Source organism: Acinetobacter sp. 226-1, assembly GCF_030329325.1.
Taxonomy (GTDB): Bacteria; Pseudomonadota; Gammaproteobacteria; order Pseudomonadales; family Moraxellaceae; genus Acinetobacter; species Acinetobacter sichuanensis.
In genome coordinates this window covers 39673-64024 of sequence record NZ_JACANU010000014.1, presented here as the reverse complement: position 1 = coordinate 64024, position 24352 = coordinate 39673, and the positions used below count along the sequence as shown (strand labels likewise).

Sequence of the window (24352 nt, the reverse complement as noted above, 5' to 3'; positions counted from 1 at the left end):
GCATCGTCATCTGTACCTGTTTGGCTCACAGTAATGTTGCTGTTTGTCCCTGCAACATCAAGTTTGCCATTCGGTCCGATATTGGCACTATTTTTACCCGTGCCAGTCACGTTCCAACCTGCATTGGCTGCTGTGTTCACGCTGTCAATCGCATCGTGAATGGTGTTTTTACCTGTATTGCCAATGTCTGTCGTTGTTACGTTGCCACCAACATTGGTTGCATTACCACCCAAGATTGTCTCAAGGTTGTTTTGGCTTGCATTGAGTTGTTCTTCTGTCGCTGCACGGCCATCTTGTGCAAATGTCGCCCCACCCAAGGTCGTATTGTTTAGACCCGTCACTGCATCTGTCACGATGCCATCTTTCGTGATCGTGGTTTGTGGTCCTGCTGCTGCACCTACGGTTAAACCCGTTGTATCTAGTGTGCTATCGCCTGCTTTAACGCTGGTCACATCAAGGTTGTCTGCCAATGCGATTTCTAGTTTGGCATCGTCATCTGTACCTGTTTGGCTCACAGTAATGTTGCTGTTTGTCCCTGCAACATCAAGTTTGCCATTCGGTCCAATATTGGCACTATTTTTACCCGTGCCAGTCACGTTCCAACCTGCATTGGCTGCTGTGTTAACGTTTTTAATCGCTTCATCAATCGTACTTTCACCAGTACCACCAATATTTGTATTGGTTAATGCACCTGTAATTGGATCATAAACTGTTGAACCACCGATGATGTTTTTAATACCTTCGCCTTGTGCATTTAATTGACTACCATTGATGGCATCAGTTGAGCTTGCAGAGACATCTCCTGCAGTTAAGCCACTGATTTTGCCTGTTGTGCCATCAGTGACTACATTACCCACAGTGACTTTATCGAACTTGACATCTTTAGCCGTTGCGACTTGATAATTTGCAGAACCATCAGCGTTAGTACCTGAAGTTACAACAATATTTTCACCTTGCGTTACTGTCGTTTTCGATTTCTTCGCTTGGTCTGCAATTGCTTCAGCAATGGTGTTATAGCTACTGCCATTGGTGGTAAATGGACCACTCAAGTTTCCTGCATTATTAGTTATACCACCACCAATAATACTACTTGTGCTGCCTTGTGCTGCATTTAACTGACTACCATTGATGGCATCTGTTGAGCGCTTGCAGAGACATCTCCTGCAGTTAAGCCACTGATTTTGCCTGTTACACCATCTGTTACCACATTGCCCACAGTCACTTTATCGAACTTGACATCTTTCGCCGTTGCGACTTGATAATTCGCAGAACCATCCGAATTGGTACCTGAGGTTACAACAATGTTTTCACCTTGGGTAACTGTAGTTTTCGATTTCTTCGCTTGGTCTGCAATTGCTTCAGCAATGGTGTTATAGCTGCTGCCATTGGTAGTAAATGGACCACTCAAGTTTCCTGCATTATTAGTTACACCACCACCAATAATACTACTTGTGCTGCCTTGTGCTGCATTTAACTGACTACCATTGATCGCATCTGTTGACGCTGCAGACACATCACCTTTGCCAACATTCGTGATTTTATCACCGCCAACATCTAGACCATTTGCTGTACTTGTTAATACCGTATTATTTGTCGTATCGCCTAAAGTTACTTTATTAAAGTTAACATCTTTAGCCGTTGCGACTTGATAATTCGCAGAACCATCCGAATTGGTACCTGAGGTTACAACAATGTTGTCACCTTGGGTAACTGTGGTTTTTGATTTCTTCGCTTGGTCTGCAATTGCTTCAGCAATAGTGTTATAGGTGTTGCCATTGGTAGTGAATGGACCACTCAAGTTTCCTGCGTTATTGGTTACACCACCACCAATAATACTACTTGTACTGCCTTGTGCTGCATTTAACTGACTACCATTGATCGCATCTGTTGATGCTGCAGACACATCACCTTTGCCAACATTCGTGATTTTATCACCACCAACATCGAGACCATTTGCTGTACTTGTTAATACCGTATTATTTGTTACATCGCCTATTTTTACTTGAGGCGTATTTATCCCTATATTATTAATACTTGTAGCGCCTGTTGTAACACTACCTGCTGCACCTAGATCAAGTTGTTTCTTTAAAGCAAAATCAATAGTTGTTGTACCATTTGATGCAGTTTGTGTCGCAGTTAAGTTATTTTCACCTGTTGCAAGACCGATATCAACTGTATCACCAGTTTTCACTGCTTGTGCTGGATTAGCATCAGATTTAACATTCCAACCATTATCTAATGTATCTAAAGCACTTTTAATATTGGTATAATTTTTACCATTTACATTAAAAGTTGGTGCAACTATTGAACTTGTACCATTAGGATTGGTATTCACTTGCGCACCAATCACATCAGCAAGACTTTTGTTTGCAGTTTCTAATGCTGTATTGGTTTGATAAAGCTGTGAACCATTGATCGCATCTGTACTTGTTGCTGAAATTTCCCCAGGTGCAACGTTAACAATTTGACGTTCTGCACCTACCGCACCAATACTTACAACCCCAACAGAAGTACCAGCAAAATTATATTTAATTCCATTTACAGTTTGATTTGAATGCTGAACATTTGCTTTATCAATAGAGTTTGCACCCAAAACAACACTGTTTTGGTTAGTTACCGTAATATTATTACCAATTGCAACTGAATTTGTTCCTGTTGCCGAAATACTTGAGCTACCACCAACAATAATAGAACCTGTTGCAAGTGCTTTTGCATCACTACCTATCGCGACTGCTTCATTTCCTACCGTTGTACTTGTACCTGCAACTGCGCCAACACCAATTGCAACTGCATCAGTTCCTTGCGAAATTGCTTTTGTACCCAAAGCTGTTGAGTTCTCAGCCAAAGCTTGTGCTGCTGTCCCTAATGCTTGAGATTGTTTACCCACCCCTTTTGCATTTAGACCCATTGCCATAGATCCATCGCCAGAAGCTACAGATGTTGCACCAATAGCCACACCACCAGCACCACCAGCAGTCGCTGTCATACCAATTGCAGTAGCAAAGTTACCTTTTGCTGTTGCTGTTGCACCAATTGCAACCGCAGCACCACCAGAGCTTTCAGTAGCAACATAAGCACCAGATAAATCATTACCTGTTAATGTTTTAAACTGGTCTTTATTGGCTTGTATATTTGTAATAGCAGTGATGTCATCACCACCAATGGCAACCGATGCATCACCATGTGCTCGAGTATTTGCACCCAATGCTGTAGACTGCTCACCTAATGCTTGGGAGTCTGCACCAATAGAAACTGATTGGGTTGTTAATGCGAGAGCCGATGACCCCATTGCAATACCTTGACCAGAACCAGAACCTGCAGCTGCTGCTCCTGTAGTCAAAGTCTGGTATAAAGTTTGTGCTGCTGCTGCATCTAAAGTTTTTGTTACACCACTCGTGAGTGTTTTATATGTACCGCCTGTTGCAACACCATTGACAATTGTTAAATCAAAATCAAACTGTCCTGAAGAGCCTTTTGTAGTTCCTGTAAACTTAGTTGCACTATTTGTTGCAATACTTAATGTTCTAGAACCTACTACTTGATTACCTATAACACCACTTGCTAGTTTAGGGTTTTGTGCACCACCAATTGCAATAGATGCTGTTCCTGCCGCATAAGCATCTTGACCTATTGCTACAGTACGTGTAGAAATTGCCTTAGCGCCATAACCAAATGCACTTGCACCAACTGCAGATGCTTTACTATCAGCACCAAATACACTTGTATATGCCGCTGTCGCTTCAGCAAAAGCTCCTACAGCAGTAGCACGCCCTCCATCGTTAAGTGTAGTTGTTGCTTTGGTATTGTGACCAATGGCAATATTATTACCTGTAGAATTTTTGCCACCACTTGTCGCTGTAGCGCCCGACATAATGGCTAAGTTGTCATTTCCAATCGCAGTTGTAGGATTAGACTGGTTATCACCTATTGCGATAGCTCCCCCAATACCTGCTTGAGCTACAGCAGTACCACTACCACAATTAGCATCTAAACTTGTACTATTAGAATTGCCTACAACAGCACCCGTTGTTCCACTTGATGCAATAGTGCCGCAAACAGCTAAGTTAGCAGAAGCTTCTGAACTAAAGGTCACTATTAGGCTTACCGTTGCAGCACCAACAATTTTTTTAACTTTAGATGATTTGGTTTTTCCCTTTGCAATTTCAGACACTGCCACCCATGTACCTAAGGTTGCGTTCCAAATCACTTTGTAAATCTTATTCATTAGATATTCCTCTTTGGGGTGGCACTTAGAAGTTTTTTAGTATTCTTTCAAAAGCGCATATAAAACACACAAAATTAATTACAATTAAATAACGAATGGCGTCAAAAATCAACAAAATTATGCGACTTTGTTCACACTATCGCTCTTATTACAACCCTTGTATCGCATTTTTATATTCACTGCGTAATATTCAATCATATTAATCAAAAATTTACTATTATTCAAAACATTAACAATCACATAAAATTGATTAATTTTTCTTACAAATGATAAAATTTAAAAAACAAGATATTGATTTTATTTATTTTTCCAATGAAGCAATTCTTATTTGTAATATTAAGTCTTTTCACATTTACATTTTTTTTTATTTTTTTATTAAAATTTATTAAAAGAGTCTGCTTTGGGCTAGCTTTGCTATACTTCTTTTTAATTTTTTTTAGAGCTTCAATCTTGAAAATCATTTTTGCAGGTACACCCGAATTTGCAGCCCATGCACTCAACGCACTCTTAAAAACTGATCATGAAATTGTAGCTGTCTACACACAACCAGATCGTAAAGCGGGACGTGGGCAAAAAATCACAGCCTCTGCGGTCAAACAACTCGCACTGGAACATCACTTAGCTGTTTATCAACCTTTAAATTTTAAGTCTTCTACAGAGGAAGGTTTGGCTGCACAAAAACAATTGGCAGAACTCAATGCCGATGTCATGGTGGTTGCAGCTTATGGCTTAATTTTGCCACAAGTCATTTTAGATACCCCAAAATATGGCTGTCTTAATATTCATGGTTCTTTGTTACCACGTTGGCGTGGTGCAGCACCCATTCAACGTGCTATTTCTACAGGTGATGTAGAAACTGGTGTGACGATTATGAAAATGGCGGCTGGTCTAGACACTGGCGATATGATGTTAAAAACAGTTTGTCCAATTGAAGCAACGGATACATCAGCAACTTTACATGACAAACTTGCATTACAAGGTGCAGAAGCGATTTGCACAGTATTGGCATCTGAAAGCATTTTACAAACATATTTAGCAAAACGTGAAGTACAAGATGAAGCTTTAACGATTTATGCAAATAAGCTCTCAAAAGCTGAAGCAAAAATTAACTGGGCTCAATCTGCTGTAGAAATTGATCGTAATATTCGAGCATTTAACCCTTGGCCTGTTGCTTTTACACCTATAGATGAAAGTAATAATTTGCGTGTCTGGCATTCATCATTGTCTGATGTAAATACAGAAAATGCGGTTGCAGGCGAAGTGGTTGCAATCGATCAACATGGCGTACATGTGGTTTGTGGTGATCAGAGAGCGATTTGTATCACTCAGTTACAATGGCCGGGTGGTAAAGCTCTAAATGCGGTACAAATCATTCAAACTCAAAAGTTAAACATAGGACATATTTTCGCATGAGCCAACAACATCACGCGTCTAAGCAAATGGTGAATTTACGTGCTCAAGTGGTTCGCACTTTACTTTCTGTACAAGATGGAAAATCTTTAAATAGTTTTTTACATCAAAATTTAGAGCAAGTCACAGAACGAGATCGTGCTTTATTTCATGAATTGGTTTTGGGTACATTACGTCAATGGTATGCGCTAAAAGCCATTACCTTACCTTTACTCAATAAGCCTTTAAATAACCCTTCAATTGAAACTTGCCTCTATCTTGGTTTATACCAGTTACTCTGCACTCGAATTCCTGCGCATGCAGCAATTTCAGAAACAGTAACAGCGACCAAGCAACTCGGTTATGAAGCCATGGGCGGCGTAGTCAATGCGATCTTGCGCCGTGTTTCACGTGAAACACCTGAGTTTCAAGCTGCACTAGAAGAAGCACATGGTTTACCAAGCTGGCTATATAAACGGTTAAAGAAAGACTGGTCTGAAGATGTTCAGGAACTTTGCCATAACTTAAAACAAAGTGCGCCTTTGACTTTACGAGTGAATGAACGTCAAGTTAGCCGTGATGAATATCTTGAAATTTTAGATGAAGCCGATATCAAAGCACATGAATGTGATTTGTCTGAAGTGGGTATCGTGCTTGAACAAAACACCAATATCACCCATTTACCTGGTTTTGAGGAGGGTGGTTTTTCTGTTCAGGATGAACACGCTCAACTGTGTGCAACATTATTGCCTGACTTAAATGGCAAAATTGTTGTCGATGCTTGTGCCGCACCCGGTGGAAAAACTGCTCATATTTTAGAGCGTTTTCAGCCTAAAAAGCTGATTGCTCTAGATCAGGATGCAAAACGTCTCTTACGTGTTTCTGAAAACTTAGAACGTTTGGCTTTAAATGATGTGACTGAAGTTGAAATTTTAACAGCAGATGCAACAACATGGGTCAGCCCTGAATTAGTGGATTGTATTGTATTAGATGCACCATGTTCAGCAATTGGCGTTATGCGTCGCAACCCAGATATTCGTGTTTTACGCCAATCAACTGATATTCAAAAAACAGTTGAATTGCAAAAACAAATTTTAAATCAAATGTGGCAACAACTTAAAGTTGGCGGTACTTTGCTTTACATTACATGTTCGATTTTAAAAGCTGAAAATGAACAGCAAATGATTGAGTTTTTTGCTGAACATGCAGATGCACAAGAGATTAAAATTGAGGAAAAATGGGGTTTAACTCAAACGCATGGTCGTCAGTTATTACCTGAAACGGGTTTTGGTGATGGCTTTTATTATTGTAAGATTCAGAAAATTGCATAAATATTTATCTGCTTAAAACACAATAAAAAATGCCCGATGATCATATCGGGCATTTTTTTCATACAATGAGTAAAGACAATACAGCGTTAGTCTTCTGCCTCATCTGGATTTTTAATAAGATGAATAGTGGCAACAATAAGACCACCCCAAAGCAGAACAATTGATAAAATCATCATGATAATCGCAGATGTATTCATGTTAATTTCCCTCCGATGTTTTGTCTTTCATCATACTTAAAATCACTGCACCCAGCACAAAGAATGCCAATACAGCACCACCGACTAACCATAATATTGCAGCAGGATATCCACCATAACCATCTGTGATCACAGCCTTAATGGTGAGCAATAAAGCGATGAGTAAAGACAATGGTGTAATGACTGTTAATAAGAAATTCCAGCCCGTTCCTAATTTAATACTTGAATATTGGTTCACATGTGCTTGAAGTGTTTGCATCAATGGACGACGTAACCAAGACACCAAAATAATTGATAATAAACCACCACCGACAATCCCAATATTGTTGGCAAAATAATCAATAATATCAACAAAGGTAATTGCACTATGTGTAGAAAATAAAAGCGTTGAAATCACCGCAGAAATTCCACCAACAATGGTCACAGCTTTATTTTTAGACCAGCCAAACTTGTCTTGGAAAGCTGCAATCGGTACTTGTAAAATACTTACCATTGAAGTGATCCCAGCAACCACAAGTGAAGCAAAGAACAAGAAACCAAATAAATCCCCGCCTGAACCCATGCTTGAAATGATTTTCGGGAATGCAATAAAGGCTAAACCAATTCCTCCTGAAACCACATCTTTTACAGGAACACCTGAACTTTGTGCCATAAAACCAAGAGCAGCAAAGACGCCAATTCCTGCTAAAATTTCAAATGATGAGTTGGCTAATGCAACCACAACGCCTGAACCTGTCATATTGGCTTTTTTGTTTAAATACGATGCATAGGTCAGCATGATCCCGAAACCAACAGACAATGAAAAGAAGATATGACCAAAGGCTGCCAACCATACCTTATAATTCATCATTGCCCCCCAATTGGGTGTAAAGAATGCATTTAAGCCTTCTGCCGCACCCGGAAGACGTAGCGCTTGTATCACCAATATCGTGAATAAAATGACCAATAAAGGCATAAAGATTTTATTGGCAAGTTCCACACCGCGACGCACTCCCCCATAGAGGATGAACATCACCACAGCCCAAACAATGACTAAACCAAAAAATAAAGTGGGTACAAAACCTAAAGCCAAACCTTCTCCATTTTGCAGATAGGTCTTAAAGAAAAAGGTTTCTGTATTGCTACCCCATTGTTGACCAATGGAGTAGTACATATAGTTGCCAGCCCATGACAAAACACTTGCATAATAGATTCCAATGACCAGTGTAACCATCACTTGCCACCAACCTAATGCTTCACTATTCATTAATTTTTTATACGCAGTTGGTGGTGCTTTACGATACTTATGACCCACTGCATAGTCCAAAAACAGTAATGGCAAACCTGCTGCAAAAATTGCAATCAAGTAAGGGACTAAAAATGCACCACCACCATTTTCATAAGCAACATAAGGAAAACGCCAAATATTACCTAAACCCACGGCTGAACCAATTGCCGCTAAAATAAAGCCTGATCGTGCTGACCAGCTTTCACGATTATCTGACATAGAAAATACCTAAATCCGTGAGCACTCAATTGCCGCATGTTGTCTTTGTCTTTTGCGTACAAAAAAGTGACCAATTCCTAAATTCTTTGTTGTTTGAATAAAACGGCACCTTGTGAGTGCTTTGTTGTTATCTCAAACCAGTTCTTAGTTATGAATTTCTTGCTTAAAGAAAATCTTAAAAAAAACTGTTTAATGGCGCAACAATACCTGTTTTCCTTGCCTTTTACTGTAATTTCTACACTAAATTCGACTTTAGAATAATCATTTTTAACTTAATCTTTACTTTTTTATTGCCTATTCATCCTCTACAAATATCTATTTTATTCATGGTTATTTTACGGTACTAGGAATGCGATAATGTCCTGTAATTTTATATTCATATAAAATATCATTTTCACGCGTTCCATGACCAATATTATGAATGACTAAAGGGACTTTATTTAGCATCGTTGTTTTATTTGAAATAATGCCAATATGCACCAAACCTTTGCCTAAATCCCACATTACGATATCGCCTGCTTTAAAGTTTTGGTCGTTCACAGCATAACCTTGTCGCTGAAAATAAGTCATGATATTGGGAACACGACGATGATCAATATTTTTATCTGTATTTTTTAAGCCCCATTTTTGTGGGTATTTTTTGAAATTTGCTTTCATATCTTCATGAATGCGTTGTTGTAAATCTATGCCTTGATGTCGTAATGCACGAATCACGACATCTGTGCAAACGCCCTTCACCAGAGGCACATCTCCCATAGGATATGTAAGTTGTGTATAAGCAGGGTCGTAATATAATGTTTTCCAAATTTGTGACCGCGCATCATCCACCAACTGCATAGGCTGAAATGCCCATAATAATGCTGAAGTACTCAGTAAGAATAAAAAACTAAAAAATTTTAAAATTGGTTTTATCACGTTATTATTCCTCAATAGACCATTGATAAAGAAGTCGAAACCTCTTTATCAAAGTCATCAATTTTATTGTTTAATGGCAAGTAAACGTTCTTCTTGCATATCACGAATTGCAGACTGAATACCCTCTCGCCCTAAGCCAGAGTCTTTGACGCCACCATAAGGCATATTATCAACACGGAATGTTGGAATATCATTAATGATGACACCGCCAACATGTAAATGATCCCATGCATATAACATTTTGCTTAGGTTTTGCGTATAAATACCTGCTTGTAAGCCAAAACGGCTTTTATTAATGATTTGAATACCTTTTTCAAAGTCCTTATATTTTTCTAAAATAGCCACAGGACCAAAAGCTTCATTTTGGTAAATATCTAGGCTTTCATCGACATTTTCCAATAAAGTAGGTTCAAACATTACCCCCTTAAGTGTATTTCCAATCAATACTTTGGCACCTTTTTTCTCTGCCTGATCGACCCATTTTTTCAAACGTAACGCTTCTGTTTCTTTAATCATAGGACCAACTAAGGTACTGACTAAAGCAGGATCATCAGCTTTAATTTTTTTAAGTTTCGCAATTAATTTTTTCTTGAGTTCAGTATAAATATCAGCATGAATTAAGATTCGTTGCACACTAATGCAAACTTGCCCTGCATGCCCATATGCCCCACCAATAATACGATCAACCAATCCATCTGTAATTTCTGTATCAGGCTCGATCATGACCGCAGCATTTCCACCGAGCTCTAAAGTGACTTTTTTACGTCCTGCTCGTGCTTTCATGTCCCAACCGACAACATCGGAACCTGTAAAACTTAACAGTTTAAAACGGTCATCTGTCACTAAAACATCAGCGTGTTCACGTGGGCATGGTAAAACTGAAAATGCACCTTTGGGTAAGTCTGTTTCAGCCAAAACTTCAGCGATTTTAAGTGCGCAAATCGGTGTTAAACTGGCAGGTTTTAAAACAAAAGGACAACCTGCTGCGATTGCAGGAGCAATTTTATGTGCTGTTAAATTTAATGGAAAATTAAAAGGGCTAATGAGAGATACTGCACCTATAGGCACATATTGAATCATGCTACGAAATGCTGCTGCTGCGGGTGTCACTGCAAGTGGCATTAAACGTCCATCTTCTAGCTGTGTGACAGCATCCGCAGCGATTTGAAAAGTATTAATGAGGCGCTCAACTTCAGCTGATGCTGCACTTTTTGGCTTTCCTCCTTCTATAACAAGTAATTCGGTCAGTTCTTCACGCAATGCTTGAAAACGCTGTACACAATGTAAAAGAATTTTTTGTTTTTGAAATGGTTTCAAAGCTGCCATTTCTTTTTCTGCTTTAACAGCTGAACTTATTGCTTTTTCTAAGGTTTTTTCATCTGCCAATGCAACTTTGGCATAAACTTCATGACTAAATTTATTGTTTACTTCTAACCATTGTTCTGTTTTTACTGGCTTGCCTGCAACATATAATGGAAATTCCAATACTGCCATAACTTATCTCCTTTTATCTCTATTCTGATAATGCAAAATGGCTGAAACCCCTATATCATGCCTTCAGTTTTTATAACTATGAAATGTATTTAAGTAACAATCATGCCAAAAAATACGTATTTTCAGCCAGAGGATGTTATGCAGTTAGTAAAATTACCCCTGTTTCTTGCAGTTTTAGGATTAAGTTCATTTGCACAAGCTGACTTTATTGGCTTAAAAGGTGATATCAGTTATTGGAATATTGATGGCAAAGCCAATATTGATGAGAAAAAATTAGCGGATCAAGATTTAGACCGCACAGGTACTGTTCAAGCTTCTGTTGCTTTTGAACATCCAATTCCTGTGATTCCAAATGTCAAAGTAAAATATACAAAATTAGATACAGAAACCGACACTGATGCATTAACAAAAACTGATCTAAATCTTGATCATACTGACTTTATTTTATATTACGAAATTTTAGACAATGTTGTGAAAGCCGATGTTGGTGTTGGTGCAACGCGCTTAAATGGTGATGTTAAACAATTCGGTACAAGCTTTGATGTTGATGAATATGCGCCGATTGTTTATGCAGAAGCAGGAGTCAAACTACCATTTACAGGTTTAAGTGCAAAAGCTGAAGCAACTTATACCAACGTAAACGACGTGAAAATTACTGATGCACAAGCCGAAGTTCAGTATAACTTTGTACAAAGCATTTTACTCGATGTTGGTGCTAAAGTTGGCTATCGTGTCATGAACATTGAACTGAGTGATCTAGATAAACGTGATATGAAGTTTGAATTTAAAGGTCCTTATATCGGTTTAGATGCTCACTTCTAATTTGCAAATATATCCCTTCTATGTAAAAGCAGATCTTAGAGTCTGCTTTTTTTTATGTTTGATTTTTGTAGGAAATAACGTACACAGAATACAGTAATTTTCCTCTAGTTCTACAACATCAAAATCCTTATTCTATATTCATAGGGAACAGGAAGTTTCCCAGACATAAAACAACAATAATTGGTCTGAGCATCAGGAACGTGAGATTCGACAGGAGTCAGATCTAACTAACCAATACAAAGAAAACCTCATCAGGAAGATGGGGTTTTCTTTTTTATTGCTGTTTTAAATTGTCCACTTATAAACTTTTTAAATAAGCAACGATCTCTTGATGACCTGCCATTTCAGCCAGTTCTAAAGCGGTATAAGCTGCTTTATATTGAAGATCAGCACCATGTTGAAGTAATAATTTTACGACTTCCAATTGGTCATTTTCTGCTGCTGCCTGCAATGCACTATAACCTTCATCGTCCGTTGTGTTGGCATCTGTGCCATCAGCCAAACATTTCTTGACTTGTTCAAAATCTCCCAAAGAAGACCAATATACCAATTCAGGTAAATGTAGCTCTTCATCATCTTCAGGAATGGGTGAGATAGAATTAAATTGCATAAATCATGACCTGCTTTTTTGACATCAATGGATTGAAGTATATTCAAGATCAAACTTTTCAGTTTAATTAAATGCGATGAAATCGCTAAAATGAGTCAATAAAATAAAAATGCTTTCGATACATATATTTTCTCCAATGAAAATATCAACTTTGCCGTTTCCATTCACTCATCCACAAAGTATTAAAAGCGTCATCTTTTAAGCGATGGTTTCAAGCACATATTGGCCAAGTGCTTTTGCATTTTGCACAGGAATCCAATGTGTTGCGTCCATAATCACTTCTTTATAAGGCGCTTTGACGTAGTGTTTATTCAACGCAACGCTTTTTGCACCAATGGCTGAATCATGTTTACCCCAGATAAATAAGGTGGGCACAGTCACCGCCTGAGTTAATTTTTTACTGGAACTAAAAGGAATCGCACGATACCAGTTCAGGGCTGAGCTTAAACGCTTCTCCTGTACAATTTCCCGCTGAAAATCATTGAGCTGTTGTGCGGTCATGCCTGAATCTTTTAATAAAGCCTGTCCAATTTTCGGTAATTTTTCAAATAATAATTCAGGAATTTTAGGCAACTGAAACAAGCCCATATAATAGGATTTAAATAATTGGTTGCTGAATCAGTTCAAGTAACGCATTTACATCTTCCACCAAAGCTGAACTGCGATAATCACGGCGTTTTTGTGGTTGTGCAGTCAAACTATAACCACGCTAATTGACCGCTAAAGTTCGATAGCCTTGAGCATTTAAAATTTCAGACGTTTCACGCCAGCTTTTATTGGTTTCAGGAAATCCGTGTAGCAACACAAAAATCTGTCCATGCAAAGGACCTGTGTCGATGACATCAAAACTTAGATTTTCTCGTTGAAAGGATTCGATGCGTTGGTTGTTTATATCTAAACCCATGATGACCTCAATTTTAATTTTTATTGATCTTGATGCTTTCTTAAAAATTTTAAAACGGCTGAACAGGACAGTCTAAGGGTTAAACAGGTCGATGATTGTTTGACAATTTTCCAACCTCATTAACCCATCTACTTATACTGCTGTAATTGTTCCTAAAATACGATCACCTTTCGCACCTGTCACCGCAGGCAAATTACCACTCAGCCTTTGATCAAAACGCATGGCTAGCCATGCAAATGCGGTTGCCTCGACCCAAGTTGGGGCTAAACCCAATGCCGAGGTGGTTTGTACGGACCAGTTATGTTTACGCAAACGCCAACGAAGTTGTTCCAATAAATGCGAATTATACGCACCGCCACCACAAACATAGACTTCACCTGTGTCCAATGGTGAACGGTAAATGGCTTTTTTAATCGCACGCGTAGTTAACTTCATGAGCGTGGCTTGGACATTCTCAGGCGTATCTTCAAGCTCATCATATTCAAGGTCATTGCGCCAATCCGCAACCTGCTCATCCAGCCATTCCAGATTAAAATCTTCACGCCCTGTACTTTTTGGCGGTTCTTTAGAGAAATATTCATGTGACTGTAAGCGGTCTAGCAAGCTACGAATCGGTTGCCCATACGCTGCCCAATTGCCATTTTCATCATAAGGCTGACCTGTATAACGATGGCACCATGCATCCATCAAAATATTGGCAGGTCCTGTATCAAAACCATAAACCTCTTCAGGTTTACCCGCAGGTAACATGCTGACATTGGCGATACCGCCTAAGTTCAGAATCACCCGATGAATACTTGAATGTTGAAATAATGCCTGATGAAATGCAGGGACTAAAGGCGCACCTTGCCCACCTGCTGCCATATCACGACGACGAAAATCTGAAATCACAGGAATTTGCGTGATTTCAGTGATGATATTGGGATCACCAATTTGTAAGGTAAATCCATGTTCAGGACGGTGGCGAATGGTTTGCCCATGTGAACCAATGGCTTTAATCTGTGAACGATCCAATTGGTTTTCTTCGATCAGTTGATTGACGCCATTGCCAATCATGGTCGCCAGTTCAACATCAGCTTTGCCCATACGATCAATTTCATTGTCATCAGGCAAAGTCAACGCCATCAGTTCAGCACGTAAGTCAGGCTCAAATGGCACAGTCAAAGTGGCATGAATCTGTAAAGGATCAAATGAAGCTGCGACAAAATCGACACCATCCATGCTTGTTCCTGTCATTATGCCAATATAGATTGTTGTCATGCGTTATTCTTCGCCTGCATTGTGCTGAAAAAATGTTAGTATATCGCACAAATGAGATAACTGATGTATTGGATTTTGTGATGTCTAATTTCCTGCCAGCGGAAGAACAACTTGCCCTCATCCAACGAGGCACACACGAGATTATTTCTGAAGAGGACTTATTAAAGAAACTCAAAGAAAATCGTCCTTTGAATATTAAAGCAGGTTTTGACCCAACTGCACCTGATCTTCATCTAGGTCATACTGTTCTGATTAATAAGCTAAAAACTTTCCAAGATCTTGGTCATAACGTGACATTCCTGATCGGTGACTATACCGCGATGATTGGTGACCCAACAGGTAAAAGCGCAACACGTCCACCATTATCACGTGAACAAGTTTTAGAAAATGCAAAAACATACCAAGAACAAGTTTTTAAAATTCTTGACCCAAATAAAACTAAAGTTCGCTTTAACTCTGAATGGTTTGCAAGCAAAACTGCAGCAGATTTAATTCAACTGGCTTCACAGCAAACTGTAGCACGTATGCTTGAACGTGACGATTTCACTAAACGTTATAATAATCATCAGCCAATTGCGATCCATGAGTTTTTATATCCTTTAGTACAAGGTTATGACTCTGTTGCACTTGAAGCAGACGTAGAACTTGGTGGTACAGACCAAACCTTTAACTTGTTAATGGGTCGTACTTTACAAGGTCGTTATAATCAAGAAGCGCAAGTGTGTATCACTGTGCCGATTCTTGAAGGTTTAGATGGCGTCAATAAAATGTCTAAATCTTTGGGTAACTATATTGGTGTATTTGATGCACCAGGCGCAATGTACCAAAAAGTACTGTCTATGCCTGACAGCCTGATTGAGCGTTATTTTGAGTTACTCAGCTTTAAGTCAATGGACGACATTGCAGTCTTATTGAAAGAAATGGCTGAAGGTCGTAATCCACAAGACATCAAGAAAATTCTTGCGCTTGAATTGGTAGAACGTTTCCATGGTGCGGAAGCAGCTGAACATGCCCATAAAGGTGCAGGTAATCTGATTACTGAAGGTGAATTGCCTGAAGGTACGCCTGAAGTGACTATTTCACGTTCTGAGTTTGGTGGTGAAGTTTCAATTATTTCAATTTTACGTGCAGCGGGTTTAACCAAAAATTCAGCGCAATCAAAAGATGCTGTTTCACGTGGAGCCGTGAAAGTCGATTGGGTAGTTGTTGATGCAGCTTATATTGTGAAAGAAAACGGTACGCTGATCATTCAGGCAAGTAAAAAAGCCATTGCTAAAGTGACATTTGTAGATTAATACTTTCACTTCAGTTTAAAAAGCCATCGAATTGATGGCTTTTTATATGAAAAAGATCATCTTTATTTTAGTCACTTATTCACCTGCCGTACTACATTCAAAGTTTGTGCGGTCTACTGTACAACGCGCTCTTTTCAAAACAGACATCATCACTGGGTCATAAACGCCCATTTGAGTCAGCTCAATACGTCCATCCCTTAATAATTTTTGATAACGAAGCGCATCTTCTTTAGAGACATCAAACTTATATTTGGCAGGAATTTCTGCTTCCATACGTTCAATATTTTTAAAAGATTTTGGTAATTGTTTAACTGACCATTCACGTGATTTTAAACCAAAACCATCTGGGAATTGATCTGCTTTAATAATCAAATCCGCAGTCACATTGACCACAGGATAAGTAAACATTGCACCATTTGTCCCTAAGCCTTTATGAATTTCTAAGGGCTTATACGCATAAGCAGGTGCAGCAATTGCATCGACTTCACCACGATTAAACTTTTTCACAAAATTAGAAATTTCAGAAGGAACACCGATGGCACCTACACGTTCAACTGCCATTTTTTGGGCATCATCATAGTGTAAATAGGCAAATTTTTTACCTTTACCTTTTTCTAAAGTATTGATTGAACGGTCTCGCACAAAAATATAAGCAATACCCAGTGGAGTAATTCCTACTAACTCATATTTCACACCATTTTTTTCTGAAACTAAACGTTTTGCATTACGCTTATCCATCGCATATAAAATCGCTTTTCGTGCAATATCATTGGTTGGAATACCTCCTAAAGCATCAATTGAACCCCCAAAACGGTTATATTCTCGCGAACGCATCGTGGTCATTGCCGCAGCATCACATTTATTGGTTTTGAAGTCTTTTGCGACTTGTTCTTCAAATTGATAAGCCACTAAATTTACATTCGCACCCCATTCCTTCGATGCCAATGCCCATTCTTCCATCAATTTATAAGATTCACCTGCTTTACCCAGTAAATCGAATATACAGACATTTTGTTTTGCAACAGCAGTATTTGTTTGCCATGACATGAATGTCATTAAAGCAACGCCGATTATTTTTTTCATTTTTTTATTCCCTTAATAAAATTAATTTTTGATTTAACTCATGTTATTTACTCTTGTGACAACTGGTTTTTTAAATATGATTTTTGAGGTCAAATATCAAAATCAAACGTTCAAAAATCATATTTCTGTTTGATCTAAAAAATTGATTATTCGCCTGAAAGTGAACATTCAAAATTTGTTCGATCAACCGTGCAACGTGCTCTTTTTAGAACCGTCATCATATCTACATCATAAATACCGCGTTTTGTAAGCTCAATTCGTCCATCACGTAATAATCTTTGATAGGTTAATTGATCTTCTTTGGAGATCGTGAGTTTGTATTTAGCAGGAATATCAGCCTCCATATATTGAATTTTCTTAAACATTTTAGGAAGTTGCTGTACAGACCACGCTCTAGATTTTTCACCGAAACCCAATGGAAATTGGTCTGATTTTAAAATCAGATCAGCCGTTACATTCACAACAGGAAAAGTGAACATTGCTCCTTTATCGCCTAAACCCTTATAAATTTCTAAAGGTCTAAAGGCATATACAGGTGCAGCAATTGCATCGACTTGCCCATCATTAAATTTTTTAACAAAATTTGAAATATCAGAAGGAACACCTATAGCACCCACTTGTTGAACTGCCATTTTCTGTGCATCGTCGTAGTGTAAATAAGCAAATTTTTTACCTTTGGCTTTCGATAATGTATTAATCGCACGGTCACGGACAAAAATATAAGCAATGCCTAAAGGGCTGATTCCTGCTAATTCATATTTCACACCATTTTGTGTGGAGACTAAACGGCGCGCATTACGTTTATCTAAAGCATAAACAATTGCCTTATGTGCAATTTCATTTGAAGAAACAGCCCCCAAAGCATCAATAGAACCACCAAATTTATTGTATTGACGTGAGCGCATTGAAGTCATTGCAACAGCATCACATTTTTGGGTTTTAAAATCTTGCTCTGCTTGTGCCTCTGAACGATATGCAACTAAATTAACATTTGCTCCCCAACTTTTTGAAGCAAGTGCCCACTCCTCCATTAATTTATAAGATTCCCCTGCTTTTCCAAGCAAATCAAATACGCAAACATTTTGTTTAGCTTCAACTAAACTTGATGCCATTAAAGTACATAAAAATAAGGCACTAGAACTTAGTGTATTTATTTTATGCATCATTTTCTCCTACAACGTTTTTTATTTATAAAACTCAATTAAAATACTTATAAATGTGATTTGTATCATAAAACCAATACTTTATGTACAATTTTAACCATTTTATAGACGAAAGCATAAAATGATTTCTTTTATTTTAAACTGAGAAACTTGCTGTGGATATTTTATTCTTTGGTGCAAACTCATTTATCTATTAAGATAGCGCATACATTTTGCAGTATAGTTTTTATTCATGATTCAGCTAGAACAACTTTCTTTACGTCGCGGTGGGCGTGTACTTTTTCAAAAAGCATCGATGCAACTCCATCCTGGTTGGAAAATTGGTTTAACTGGTGTCAATGGTGCTGGTAAATCAACGCTATTTTCAGCATTACTGGGCGGAATGGAGTCTGATCATGGTAGCCTGAATCGTCCTGATGTTTGGACTGTGGCACATATGGCACAAGAAATTAAAGCTTTGGATATGAAAGCAATTGATTTCGTCCTCTCTGGTGATGAAGAGTTTTGGCAAATTCAACATCAGCTTGAACACCCTGAACAACTGAATAATGATGAACTTGCACATCTCTATGGTCGTTTTGATGAAATTGATGGTTATTCAGCAACTGCAAAAGCTTCACAGTTAATGGCAGGTTTAGGGTTCTTTGAATATCAGTCACAACTTGATGTTTCAAGCTTCTCGGGCGGTTGGCGTATGCGCCTAAATCTGGCGCGTACATTGATGAGTCGTTCAGATTTACTGCTACTTGACGAACCAACCAACCATTTAGATTTAGATGCTATTTTATGGTTAGAAGACTGGCTCAAAGCCTATGAAGGTACACTCATTTTAATTTCACATGACCGTGATTTTTTAGATGCGATTACAGATCATATTTTACATATCGAAAATCAAGAATTGATTTTATATACAGGTAATTATTCAACCTTTGAACGCACACGTAGCGAACGTTTAGCACAACAACAACAAGCCTATGAAAAACAGCTTGAAACACGTGCACATTTGCAAAAATATATTGATCGCTTTAAAGCACAAGCCACCAAAGCTAAACAAGCACAAAGCCGTATCAAACAGCTTGAACGTATGCAAGAACTCTCTGCTGCACATGTCGATACACCCTTTACCTTTAGTTTCCGTGAACCAAGTAAAATGAGTTCACCACTGCTTGAGCTTGAACATGCCGATATTGGTTATAGCAATAAACTTATTATTACCAATGTCAATTTACAAATTACACCAACCAGTCGTATTGGTTTATTGGGAATGAACGGTGCAGGTAAATCAACCCTGATCAAATCTCTTGTTGGTGATTTAGCTTTAATACAAGGACATCGTAAAGAATCTGAACTGCTCAATATTGGTTATTTTGCGCAGCATCAAATGGATGCTTTAGATGGTACTGCAAGCCCAATGCTACAATTGGCTCGTATTGCAGACAAAAAAATTAGTGAAGCAACACTTCGATCTTTTCTTGGTAGTTTTGGCTTTAGTGGCGAACGCATGGATACGCCAAGTGAAAGCTTTTCTGGCGGTGAACGTGCGCGTTTAGCTTTAGCACTGATTGTGTGGAAACGCCCAAATGTCTTGATTCTCGATGAGCCAACCAACCATTTAGACTTAGATATGCGTCATGCATTGACTATGGCATTACAAGATTTTGAAGGTGCTGTGGTGTTGGTTTCGCATGAACGCCAATTGGTTGCGAGTGTTTGTGATGAACTCATTTTAGTTCACAATGGGCAAAGCCGTGAATTTGATGGTGATTTGACAGCCTATGCAGACTGGTTACGCCAAGCTCGTCTTGATTTAATCAAACAAGGGCAGAAACCTGCTGCACCTGTGCAATCACAAGTTCAAGTCAAACCAACCATTTCAAAATTAGATAAAGAAGCACAGCGCAAAGAAATGGCACGCCGTCGTGAGGTGAGTCGCCCAATTCGTAAAAATATTGAAAAAATAGAAGCACAAATTGGTAAAATTCAGCCTCGTCTTGTTGAAATTGAAACCTTACTTGGTGATACCGCACTTTATGAGGCAAATCGTAAAGATGACTTACTCAAGTTGATGAATGAGCAGACTGAATCGAAAGCCAAGTTAGAACATGCTGAAGAGCAAATGTTAGAACTGATGATGGAATTAGAAGAATTAGAAAGTTCTTTTGAAGATTAACCCCTTAGCCAAGAGGAAGTAGTGTTAAACTACTTTCTCTTTTCTCTGCACTCATCATAAAAATGACAATAGAATATTATGAGGGTATCTACACAGATATATTCGGTTCTGTCCCTATAAGGATTATCAATAATTTCAAATTTTTAGGTTTTAAAATCCGTAATATTTCTTTTATCGCAACTGATTTTGATGATTTAACCATTTACAATACAAGTACTTTAACCCAAGACCAAGCTCAGCAATTTATTTGGAAAAAAGATGCTCTGATCAATTATAAACTTCAAATCAATCTCCCCTTAACCATCATTGAAATTGAAAATCAGCAAATTTTCCAATGTAGATCTAATTTACAGATTGAAATGCACCAAACCGTATATAGCGCACACTTAGATTTTGAATTAGCAGGTCAATGCTACTCAGCATCTCATAGCGACTTTGAAGGTTTATTTGATCAAATACAACGACAGTTTCAAGGAAAATATCGCTTTAAAAACTGTTATGGCTGTTTATATGCAGATTATAGTGTTTATGGGCAAGCACAAATGGGCAGTATGGGGTGTTTTAAACAGCAAAAATCAAACTATTTGGCAGTAAAAAATAAAGATGATTATATGCAATTAGATGCAGTTGATTTTTGTAATCAGGAAATTTTCTGCTGTGAAGATTACACCATACGCGATCAACAAGTCGGTTATCGCGGTACCATCGATTAAGCTAAAACATGTAAATAAGCTATGCCATTTCTATACATCTATATACATCGCTTTGATGTGTATAACACTAGACTTTTCCCCAATTTGAAAAAAGTTATCCACAGTTTTTATGGATAAAACCCAAGTTATCCTCAGTCATCAAATCTTAGCTAAAAGCAGAATAAAAAACGCAACTCAGATTTCCAGCACAACAACCCAATACAATGAAATATCCACTTGTGTATAAGTCAATCTACATCTGCGGATAACAGAAAAGTTATCCACAGCCTATCTCTATTTATACACAAAGCGCTCAAATTAACTTTTTAAAAAACGCAGTTCAGTAATTTTCCATTCTTGTTCATATACCCATTGCTCCTGAATGACTGTCGTACTATCTTCTAAATGAATCAAAACCATACATAAAGTTTGCTCACGATTAAACTCATATTCTTCACTTTTTACATTGGGTTTTTGAGGTTTCCAGACACCATTTTTCACAGCATGAGCGATCTTTTCATAACGTGTAAAATTCCCTTCTATACGTCCATCTTTTTCATAAATCACTTTAAAATGCTCATCTTCATACTGAGCAAGAACATCATAATTTCCTGTAAAAAAAGCATTTACCCAAATATCTCGGGTGTGCTCTAATTGATTATCCATCATTCTAGCCTCTTGTTTTATATAATATTGTCTATGAAATAAATACTGACATAGAAATAAGTCACTTTGATAAAATAATTTTAGATATACAAATAATCCTAAGATTGATACAAAATTACAGGCAAAAAATAACCCCAAATATATCATTTAGGGTTATTTAAACAGGGATAAACTTAATTAAGCATCAATATCAGCATTTAAAGCATTTTCTTCAATAAATGCACGACGAGGTTCAACATCATCACCCATTAAACATGCAAACATACGATCTGCTTCAATCGCATCATCAATTGTGACCTGTAACATATTACGATTTTCAGGATCCATTGTTGTTTCCCAAAGCTGCTCTGCATTCATTTCACCTAAGCCTTTATAGCGCTGAATCATCATGCCACGACGCGAGTCAGAGATGATTTGTTGCCAAACTTGATGGAATGTCGATACGTTAATTTTACGCTCACCTTTTTGTAAATATGCACCATTTTCCAATAAAGTGAACCAGCTTTTTGAGTTTTTCAACAAACGAATATATTCACTTGATGCTAATAAATTGGCATCTAATAAATAATGATGTGGCAAATTATGCACATAAATCGTTAAACGTGGGAAATATACCGTCGAACGAACACCCTCAGCATTTTCACGTTCAAAACTTTCAAGACTCAGTTCAGGACGTAAACTTGCTTGTGCTGTTTCAATCGCAAGACGCAGGTTTTCACCCCACTCTTTCACATAATTTTGATCATGATTTTGGTCAAGTTTAAATGCTTCTAAACCTAATAAACCATCAAGTAAAGTCGCAGGATAACGTACGGTTAAACGCTGTAAACTTTTCTGTGAAGTTTGATAATCAGCAATGACATTTGCTAATGCTTCACCACGAATTGCAGGTGCATCTGCACTAATATGTAACTCTAATTCATCAATTGCACTAGAAATCAGGAAAGTTTCTAAAGCGTCATTGTCTTTAATGTACTGCTCTTGCTTACCTTTTTTCAATTTATACAGCGGTGGTTGTGCAATATAAATATGACCTCGTTCCACTAATTCAGGCATTTGACGGAAGAAGAAAGTCAATAAAAGCGTACGAATATGTGAACCATCCACGTCCGCATCGGTCATGATAATGATTTTGTGATAACGCAATTTGTCAGGATTGTATTCTTCACGTCCAATGCCGCAACCCAATGCTGTAATCAAAGTACCGACTTCTTGTGAAGAAATCATCTTATCAAAACGGGCACGCTCTACGTTTAAAATTTTACCTTTAAGCGGCAAGATCGCTTGCATTTTACGGTTACGACCTTGTTTTGCCGAACCACCCGCAGAGTCACCTTCCACTAAATAAAGTTCAGATAATGCAGGATCTTTTTCTTGGCAATCTGCTAATTTTCCAGGCAGCCCAGCAATATCCAATGCACTCTTACGACGTGTCATTTCACGGGCTTTACGAGCAGCATCACGCGCACGTGCCGCATCAATGATTTTACCTGCAATTGATTTTGCAGCCTGAGGATTCTCTAAAAGATATTCAGAGAACGCTTTATTCATTGCTTGTTCAACTGCAGATTTTACTTCGCTTGAAACTAGTTTTTCTTTGGTTTGTGAAGAAAATTTTGGATCAGGTACTTTTACTGAAACAATCGCAGTTAAACCTTCACGTGCATCATCACCAGAAACAGCAACTTTTTCTTTTTTAAGGATATTTTCACTTTCCATATACTGGTTTAAACCACGTGTTAACGCAGCACGGAAACCAGCTAAATGTGTGCCACCATCTTTTTGTGGAATGTTGTTCGTAAAACAACGTACATTTTCCTGATACGTATCATTCCACTGCAATGCCACTTCTACAGTGATGCCTGTTTCAAGCGTTTGAGTCGTAAAATGAAAAATATCATTGAGATGAGTTTTGCCTTGGTTAATATATTTTACAAACTCAGACAGACCACCTTCATAATCAAAAATATGTTCAGCACTGATACGTTCATCACGTAGAACAATACGTACCCCTGCATTTAAAAATGAAAGTTCACGTAAACGACGTGCCAAAATATCAACATTAAAAATCGTCTGGCTAAACGTTTCAGCACTTGGCCAGAAGCGTACAGTCGTTCCACTGATGGTTGTATCGCCAATCACTTTTAAAGCATAAACAGGATCACCATGTTTATATTCTTGTTGGTGAACATGACCTGCACGATGAATGGTTAACTCAAGTTTACTAGATAAAGCATTTACAACAGAAACACCTACACCGTGTAAACCACCAGAAACCTTATAGCTGTTATCGTCAAACTTACCACCTGCATGCAGAATCGTTAAAATAACCTCTGCTGCTGATACCCCTTCTTCAGGATGAATATCTGTTGGGATCCCACGACCATTATCAGACACACTCACAGACTCATCTTCATGAATCGTGACAATAATTTCATCACAATGACCAGCTAAAGCTTCATCAATGGCATTATCGACAACTTCAAACACCATATGGTGTAAGCCTGAACCATCATCCGTATCACCGATATACATTCCCGGACGCTTACGTACAGCGTCTAAACCACGTAATACTTTGATACTAGAGGAATCATAAGCCTTTTCAGTGGTTGGTTCTGTTTGAGAAGCGATTTGATCTTCTGAACTCATG

At 38.2% G+C, this 24352-nt stretch carries 17 protein-coding genes and 2 pseudogenes; 6 read left to right on the top strand and 13 right to left on the bottom strand.

Annotated features, from left to right (window positions below; translation table 11 throughout):
• A pseudogene (locus tag HX124_RS15660) lies at window positions 1-1049 on the bottom strand (hypothetical protein); the annotation flags it as partial.
• Between the two features lie 62 nt (window positions 1050-1111).
• Window positions 1112-4225, bottom strand: coding sequence for an ESPR-type extended signal peptide-containing protein (locus HX124_RS15655; RefSeq protein ID WP_286383896.1), 3114 nt, complete (start codon window positions 4223-4225; stop codon window positions 1112-1114).
• Window positions 4226-4675: 450 nt separating this feature from the next.
• Between HX124_RS15655 and fmt the strand changes: the two genes are divergently transcribed.
• Window positions 4676-5638: a methionyl-tRNA formyltransferase gene (gene fmt, locus HX124_RS15650; RefSeq protein ID WP_286383895.1), complete on the top strand. Its 963-nt coding sequence runs from the start codon at window positions 4676-4678 to the stop codon at window positions 5636-5638.
• Entirely contained in the window at window positions 5635-6945 is a 1311-nt protein-coding gene (rsmB, locus tag HX124_RS15645; RefSeq protein ID WP_286383894.1) for a 16S rRNA (cytosine(967)-C(5))-methyltransferase RsmB, read from the top strand. Before fmt ends, rsmB begins: the two co-directional genes overlap by 4 nt.
• Before the next feature lie 86 nt (window positions 6946-7031).
• Here the strand turns inward: rsmB and HX124_RS15640 are convergent, their stop codons facing one another.
• From HX124_RS15640 to HX124_RS15625, 4 genes are all read right to left on the bottom strand, one after another.
• The gene (locus HX124_RS15640) at window positions 7032-7142 is read right to left on the bottom strand and encodes a methionine/alanine import family NSS transporter small subunit (protein WP_107010000.1); all 111 of its coding nucleotides are present in this window, start codon (window positions 7140-7142) and stop codon (window positions 7032-7034) included.
• A gap of 1 nt (window position 7143) precedes the next feature.
• Window positions 7144-8628 (bottom strand): sodium-dependent transporter, encoded by a 1485-nt coding sequence (locus HX124_RS15635; RefSeq protein ID WP_286383893.1) that lies wholly within the window; start codon window positions 8626-8628, stop codon window positions 7144-7146.
• Between the two features lie 330 nt (window positions 8629-8958).
• On the bottom strand, window positions 8959-9465 hold the full coding sequence (locus tag HX124_RS15630; RefSeq protein ID WP_286383897.1) for a DUF1287 domain-containing protein: 507 nt from the start codon (window positions 9463-9465) through the stop codon (window positions 8959-8961).
• Between the two features lie 141 nt (window positions 9466-9606).
• Window positions 9607-11037, bottom strand: coding sequence for an aldehyde dehydrogenase family protein (locus tag HX124_RS15625; protein ID WP_107010002.1), 1431 nt, complete (start codon window positions 11035-11037; stop codon window positions 9607-9609).
• A 138-nt stretch (window positions 11038-11175) separates the two neighbouring features.
• Between HX124_RS15625 and HX124_RS15620 the strand changes: the two genes are divergently transcribed.
• Window positions 11176-11859 carry a TIGR04219 family outer membrane beta-barrel protein gene (locus tag HX124_RS15620; protein WP_286378466.1) on the top strand — a complete coding sequence of 228 codons (684 nt, stop codon included), beginning with the start codon at window positions 11176-11178 and terminating at the stop codon, window positions 11857-11859.
• A 298-nt stretch (window positions 11860-12157) separates the two neighbouring features.
• On the opposite strand, the gene HX124_RS15615 is transcribed toward HX124_RS15620, so the two are convergent.
• The 3 genes and pseudogenes from HX124_RS15615 to HX124_RS15605 form a co-directional block, all read right to left on the bottom strand.
• On the bottom strand, window positions 12158-12469 hold the full coding sequence (locus tag HX124_RS15615) for an ankyrin repeat domain-containing protein (protein ID WP_107010003.1): 312 nt from the start codon (window positions 12467-12469) through the stop codon (window positions 12158-12160).
• Between the two features lie 198 nt (window positions 12470-12667).
• Window positions 12668-13373, bottom strand: a pseudogene (locus tag HX124_RS15610) (alpha/beta fold hydrolase).
• Window positions 13374-13505: 132 nt separating this feature from the next.
• Window positions 13506-14633, bottom strand: coding sequence for an anhydro-N-acetylmuramic acid kinase (locus tag HX124_RS15605; RefSeq protein WP_286383892.1), 1128 nt, complete (start codon window positions 14631-14633; stop codon window positions 13506-13508).
• An 80-nt stretch (window positions 14634-14713) separates the two neighbouring features.
• Here HX124_RS15605 and tyrS point away from each other — a divergent pair, with 80 nt between their 5' ends.
• Entirely contained in the window at window positions 14714-15928 is a 1215-nt protein-coding gene (gene tyrS / locus HX124_RS15600; protein ID WP_286383891.1) for a tyrosine--tRNA ligase, read from the top strand.
• 75 nt (window positions 15929-16003) lie between these two features.
• Here tyrS and HX124_RS15595 read toward each other — a convergent pair whose 3' ends face one another.
• A complete protein-coding gene (locus HX124_RS15595; protein ID WP_286383890.1) occupies window positions 16004-17011 on the bottom strand; it encodes a putative solute-binding protein in 1008 nt (335 codons plus the stop codon).
• 146 nt (window positions 17012-17157) lie between these two features.
• On the bottom strand, window positions 17158-18177 hold the full coding sequence (locus HX124_RS15590) for a putative solute-binding protein (RefSeq protein WP_502872772.1): 1020 nt from the start codon (window positions 18175-18177) through the stop codon (window positions 17158-17160).
• A 229-nt stretch (window positions 18178-18406) separates the two neighbouring features.
• Between HX124_RS15590 and HX124_RS15585 the strand changes: the two genes are divergently transcribed.
• Both HX124_RS15585 and HX124_RS15580 read left to right on the top strand, forming a co-directional pair.
• The gene (locus tag HX124_RS15585) at window positions 18407-20344 is read left to right on the top strand and encodes an ATP-binding cassette domain-containing protein (protein ID WP_107009875.1); all 1938 of its coding nucleotides are present in this window, start codon (window positions 18407-18409) and stop codon (window positions 20342-20344) included.
• 62 nt (window positions 20345-20406) lie between these two features.
• Window positions 20407-21057 carry a DUF6304 family protein gene (locus tag HX124_RS15580; protein WP_286383889.1) on the top strand — a complete coding sequence of 217 codons (651 nt, stop codon included), beginning with the start codon at window positions 20407-20409 and terminating at the stop codon, window positions 21055-21057.
• Window positions 21058-21354: 297 nt separating this feature from the next.
• On the opposite strand, the gene HX124_RS15575 is transcribed toward HX124_RS15580, so the two are convergent.
• Complete coding sequence (locus tag HX124_RS15575) at window positions 21355-21705, bottom strand: hypothetical protein (protein ID WP_107009873.1); 351 nt, start codon at window positions 21703-21705, stop codon at window positions 21355-21357.
• Window positions 21706-21879: 174 nt separating this feature from the next.
• Window positions 21880-24351, bottom strand: coding sequence for a DNA topoisomerase (ATP-hydrolyzing) subunit B (gyrB, locus tag HX124_RS15570; protein WP_286383888.1), 2472 nt, complete (start codon window positions 24349-24351; stop codon window positions 21880-21882).
• Window position 24352: the final 1 nt, after the last annotated feature.

Coding starts and splice junctions, on each gene's coding strand:
- HX124_RS15655 (WP_286383896.1), bottom strand. CDS start 4,225: ATGAATAAGATTTACAAAGTGATTTGGAACGCAACCTTAGGTACATGG.
- rsmB (WP_286383894.1), top strand. CDS start 5,635: ATGAGCCAACAACATCACGCGTCTAAGCAAATGGTGAATTTACGTGCT.
- HX124_RS15640 (WP_107010000.1), bottom strand. CDS start 7,142: ATGAATACATCTGCGATTATCATGATGATTTTATCAATTGTTCTGCTT.
- HX124_RS15635 (WP_286383893.1), bottom strand. CDS start 8,628: ATGTCAGATAATCGTGAAAGCTGGTCAGCACGATCAGGCTTTATTTTA.
- HX124_RS15630 (WP_286383897.1), bottom strand. CDS start 9,465: ATGCAGTTGGTGGATGATGCGCGGTCACAAATTTGGAAAACATTATAT.
- HX124_RS15625 (WP_107010002.1), bottom strand. CDS start 11,037: ATGGCAGTATTGGAATTTCCATTATATGTTGCAGGCAAGCCAGTAAAA.
- HX124_RS15620 (WP_286378466.1), top strand. CDS start 11,176: ATGCAGTTAGTAAAATTACCCCTGTTTCTTGCAGTTTTAGGATTAAGT.
- HX124_RS15615 (WP_107010003.1), bottom strand. CDS start 12,469: ATGCAATTTAATTCTATCTCACCCATTCCTGAAGATGATGAAGAGCTA.
- HX124_RS15605 (WP_286383892.1), bottom strand. CDS start 14,633: ATGACAACAATCTATATTGGCATAATGACAGGAACAAGCATGGATGGT.
- tyrS (WP_286383891.1), top strand. CDS start 14,714: ATGTCTAATTTCCTGCCAGCGGAAGAACAACTTGCCCTCATCCAACGA.
- HX124_RS15595 (WP_286383890.1), bottom strand. CDS start 17,011: ATGAAAAAAATAATCGGCGTTGCTTTAATGACATTCATGTCATGGCAA.
- HX124_RS15590 (WP_502872772.1), bottom strand. CDS start 18,177: ATGATGCATAAAATAAATACACTAAGTTCTAGTGCCTTATTTTTATGT.
- HX124_RS15585 (WP_107009875.1), top strand. CDS start 18,407: ATGATTCAGCTAGAACAACTTTCTTTACGTCGCGGTGGGCGTGTACTT.
- HX124_RS15580 (WP_286383889.1), top strand. CDS start 20,407: ATGACAATAGAATATTATGAGGGTATCTACACAGATATATTCGGTTCT.
- HX124_RS15575 (WP_107009873.1), bottom strand. CDS start 21,705: ATGATGGATAATCAATTAGAGCACACCCGAGATATTTGGGTAAATGCT.
- gyrB (WP_286383888.1), bottom strand. CDS start 24,351: ATGAGTTCAGAAGATCAAATCGCTTCTCAAACAGAACCAACCACTGAA.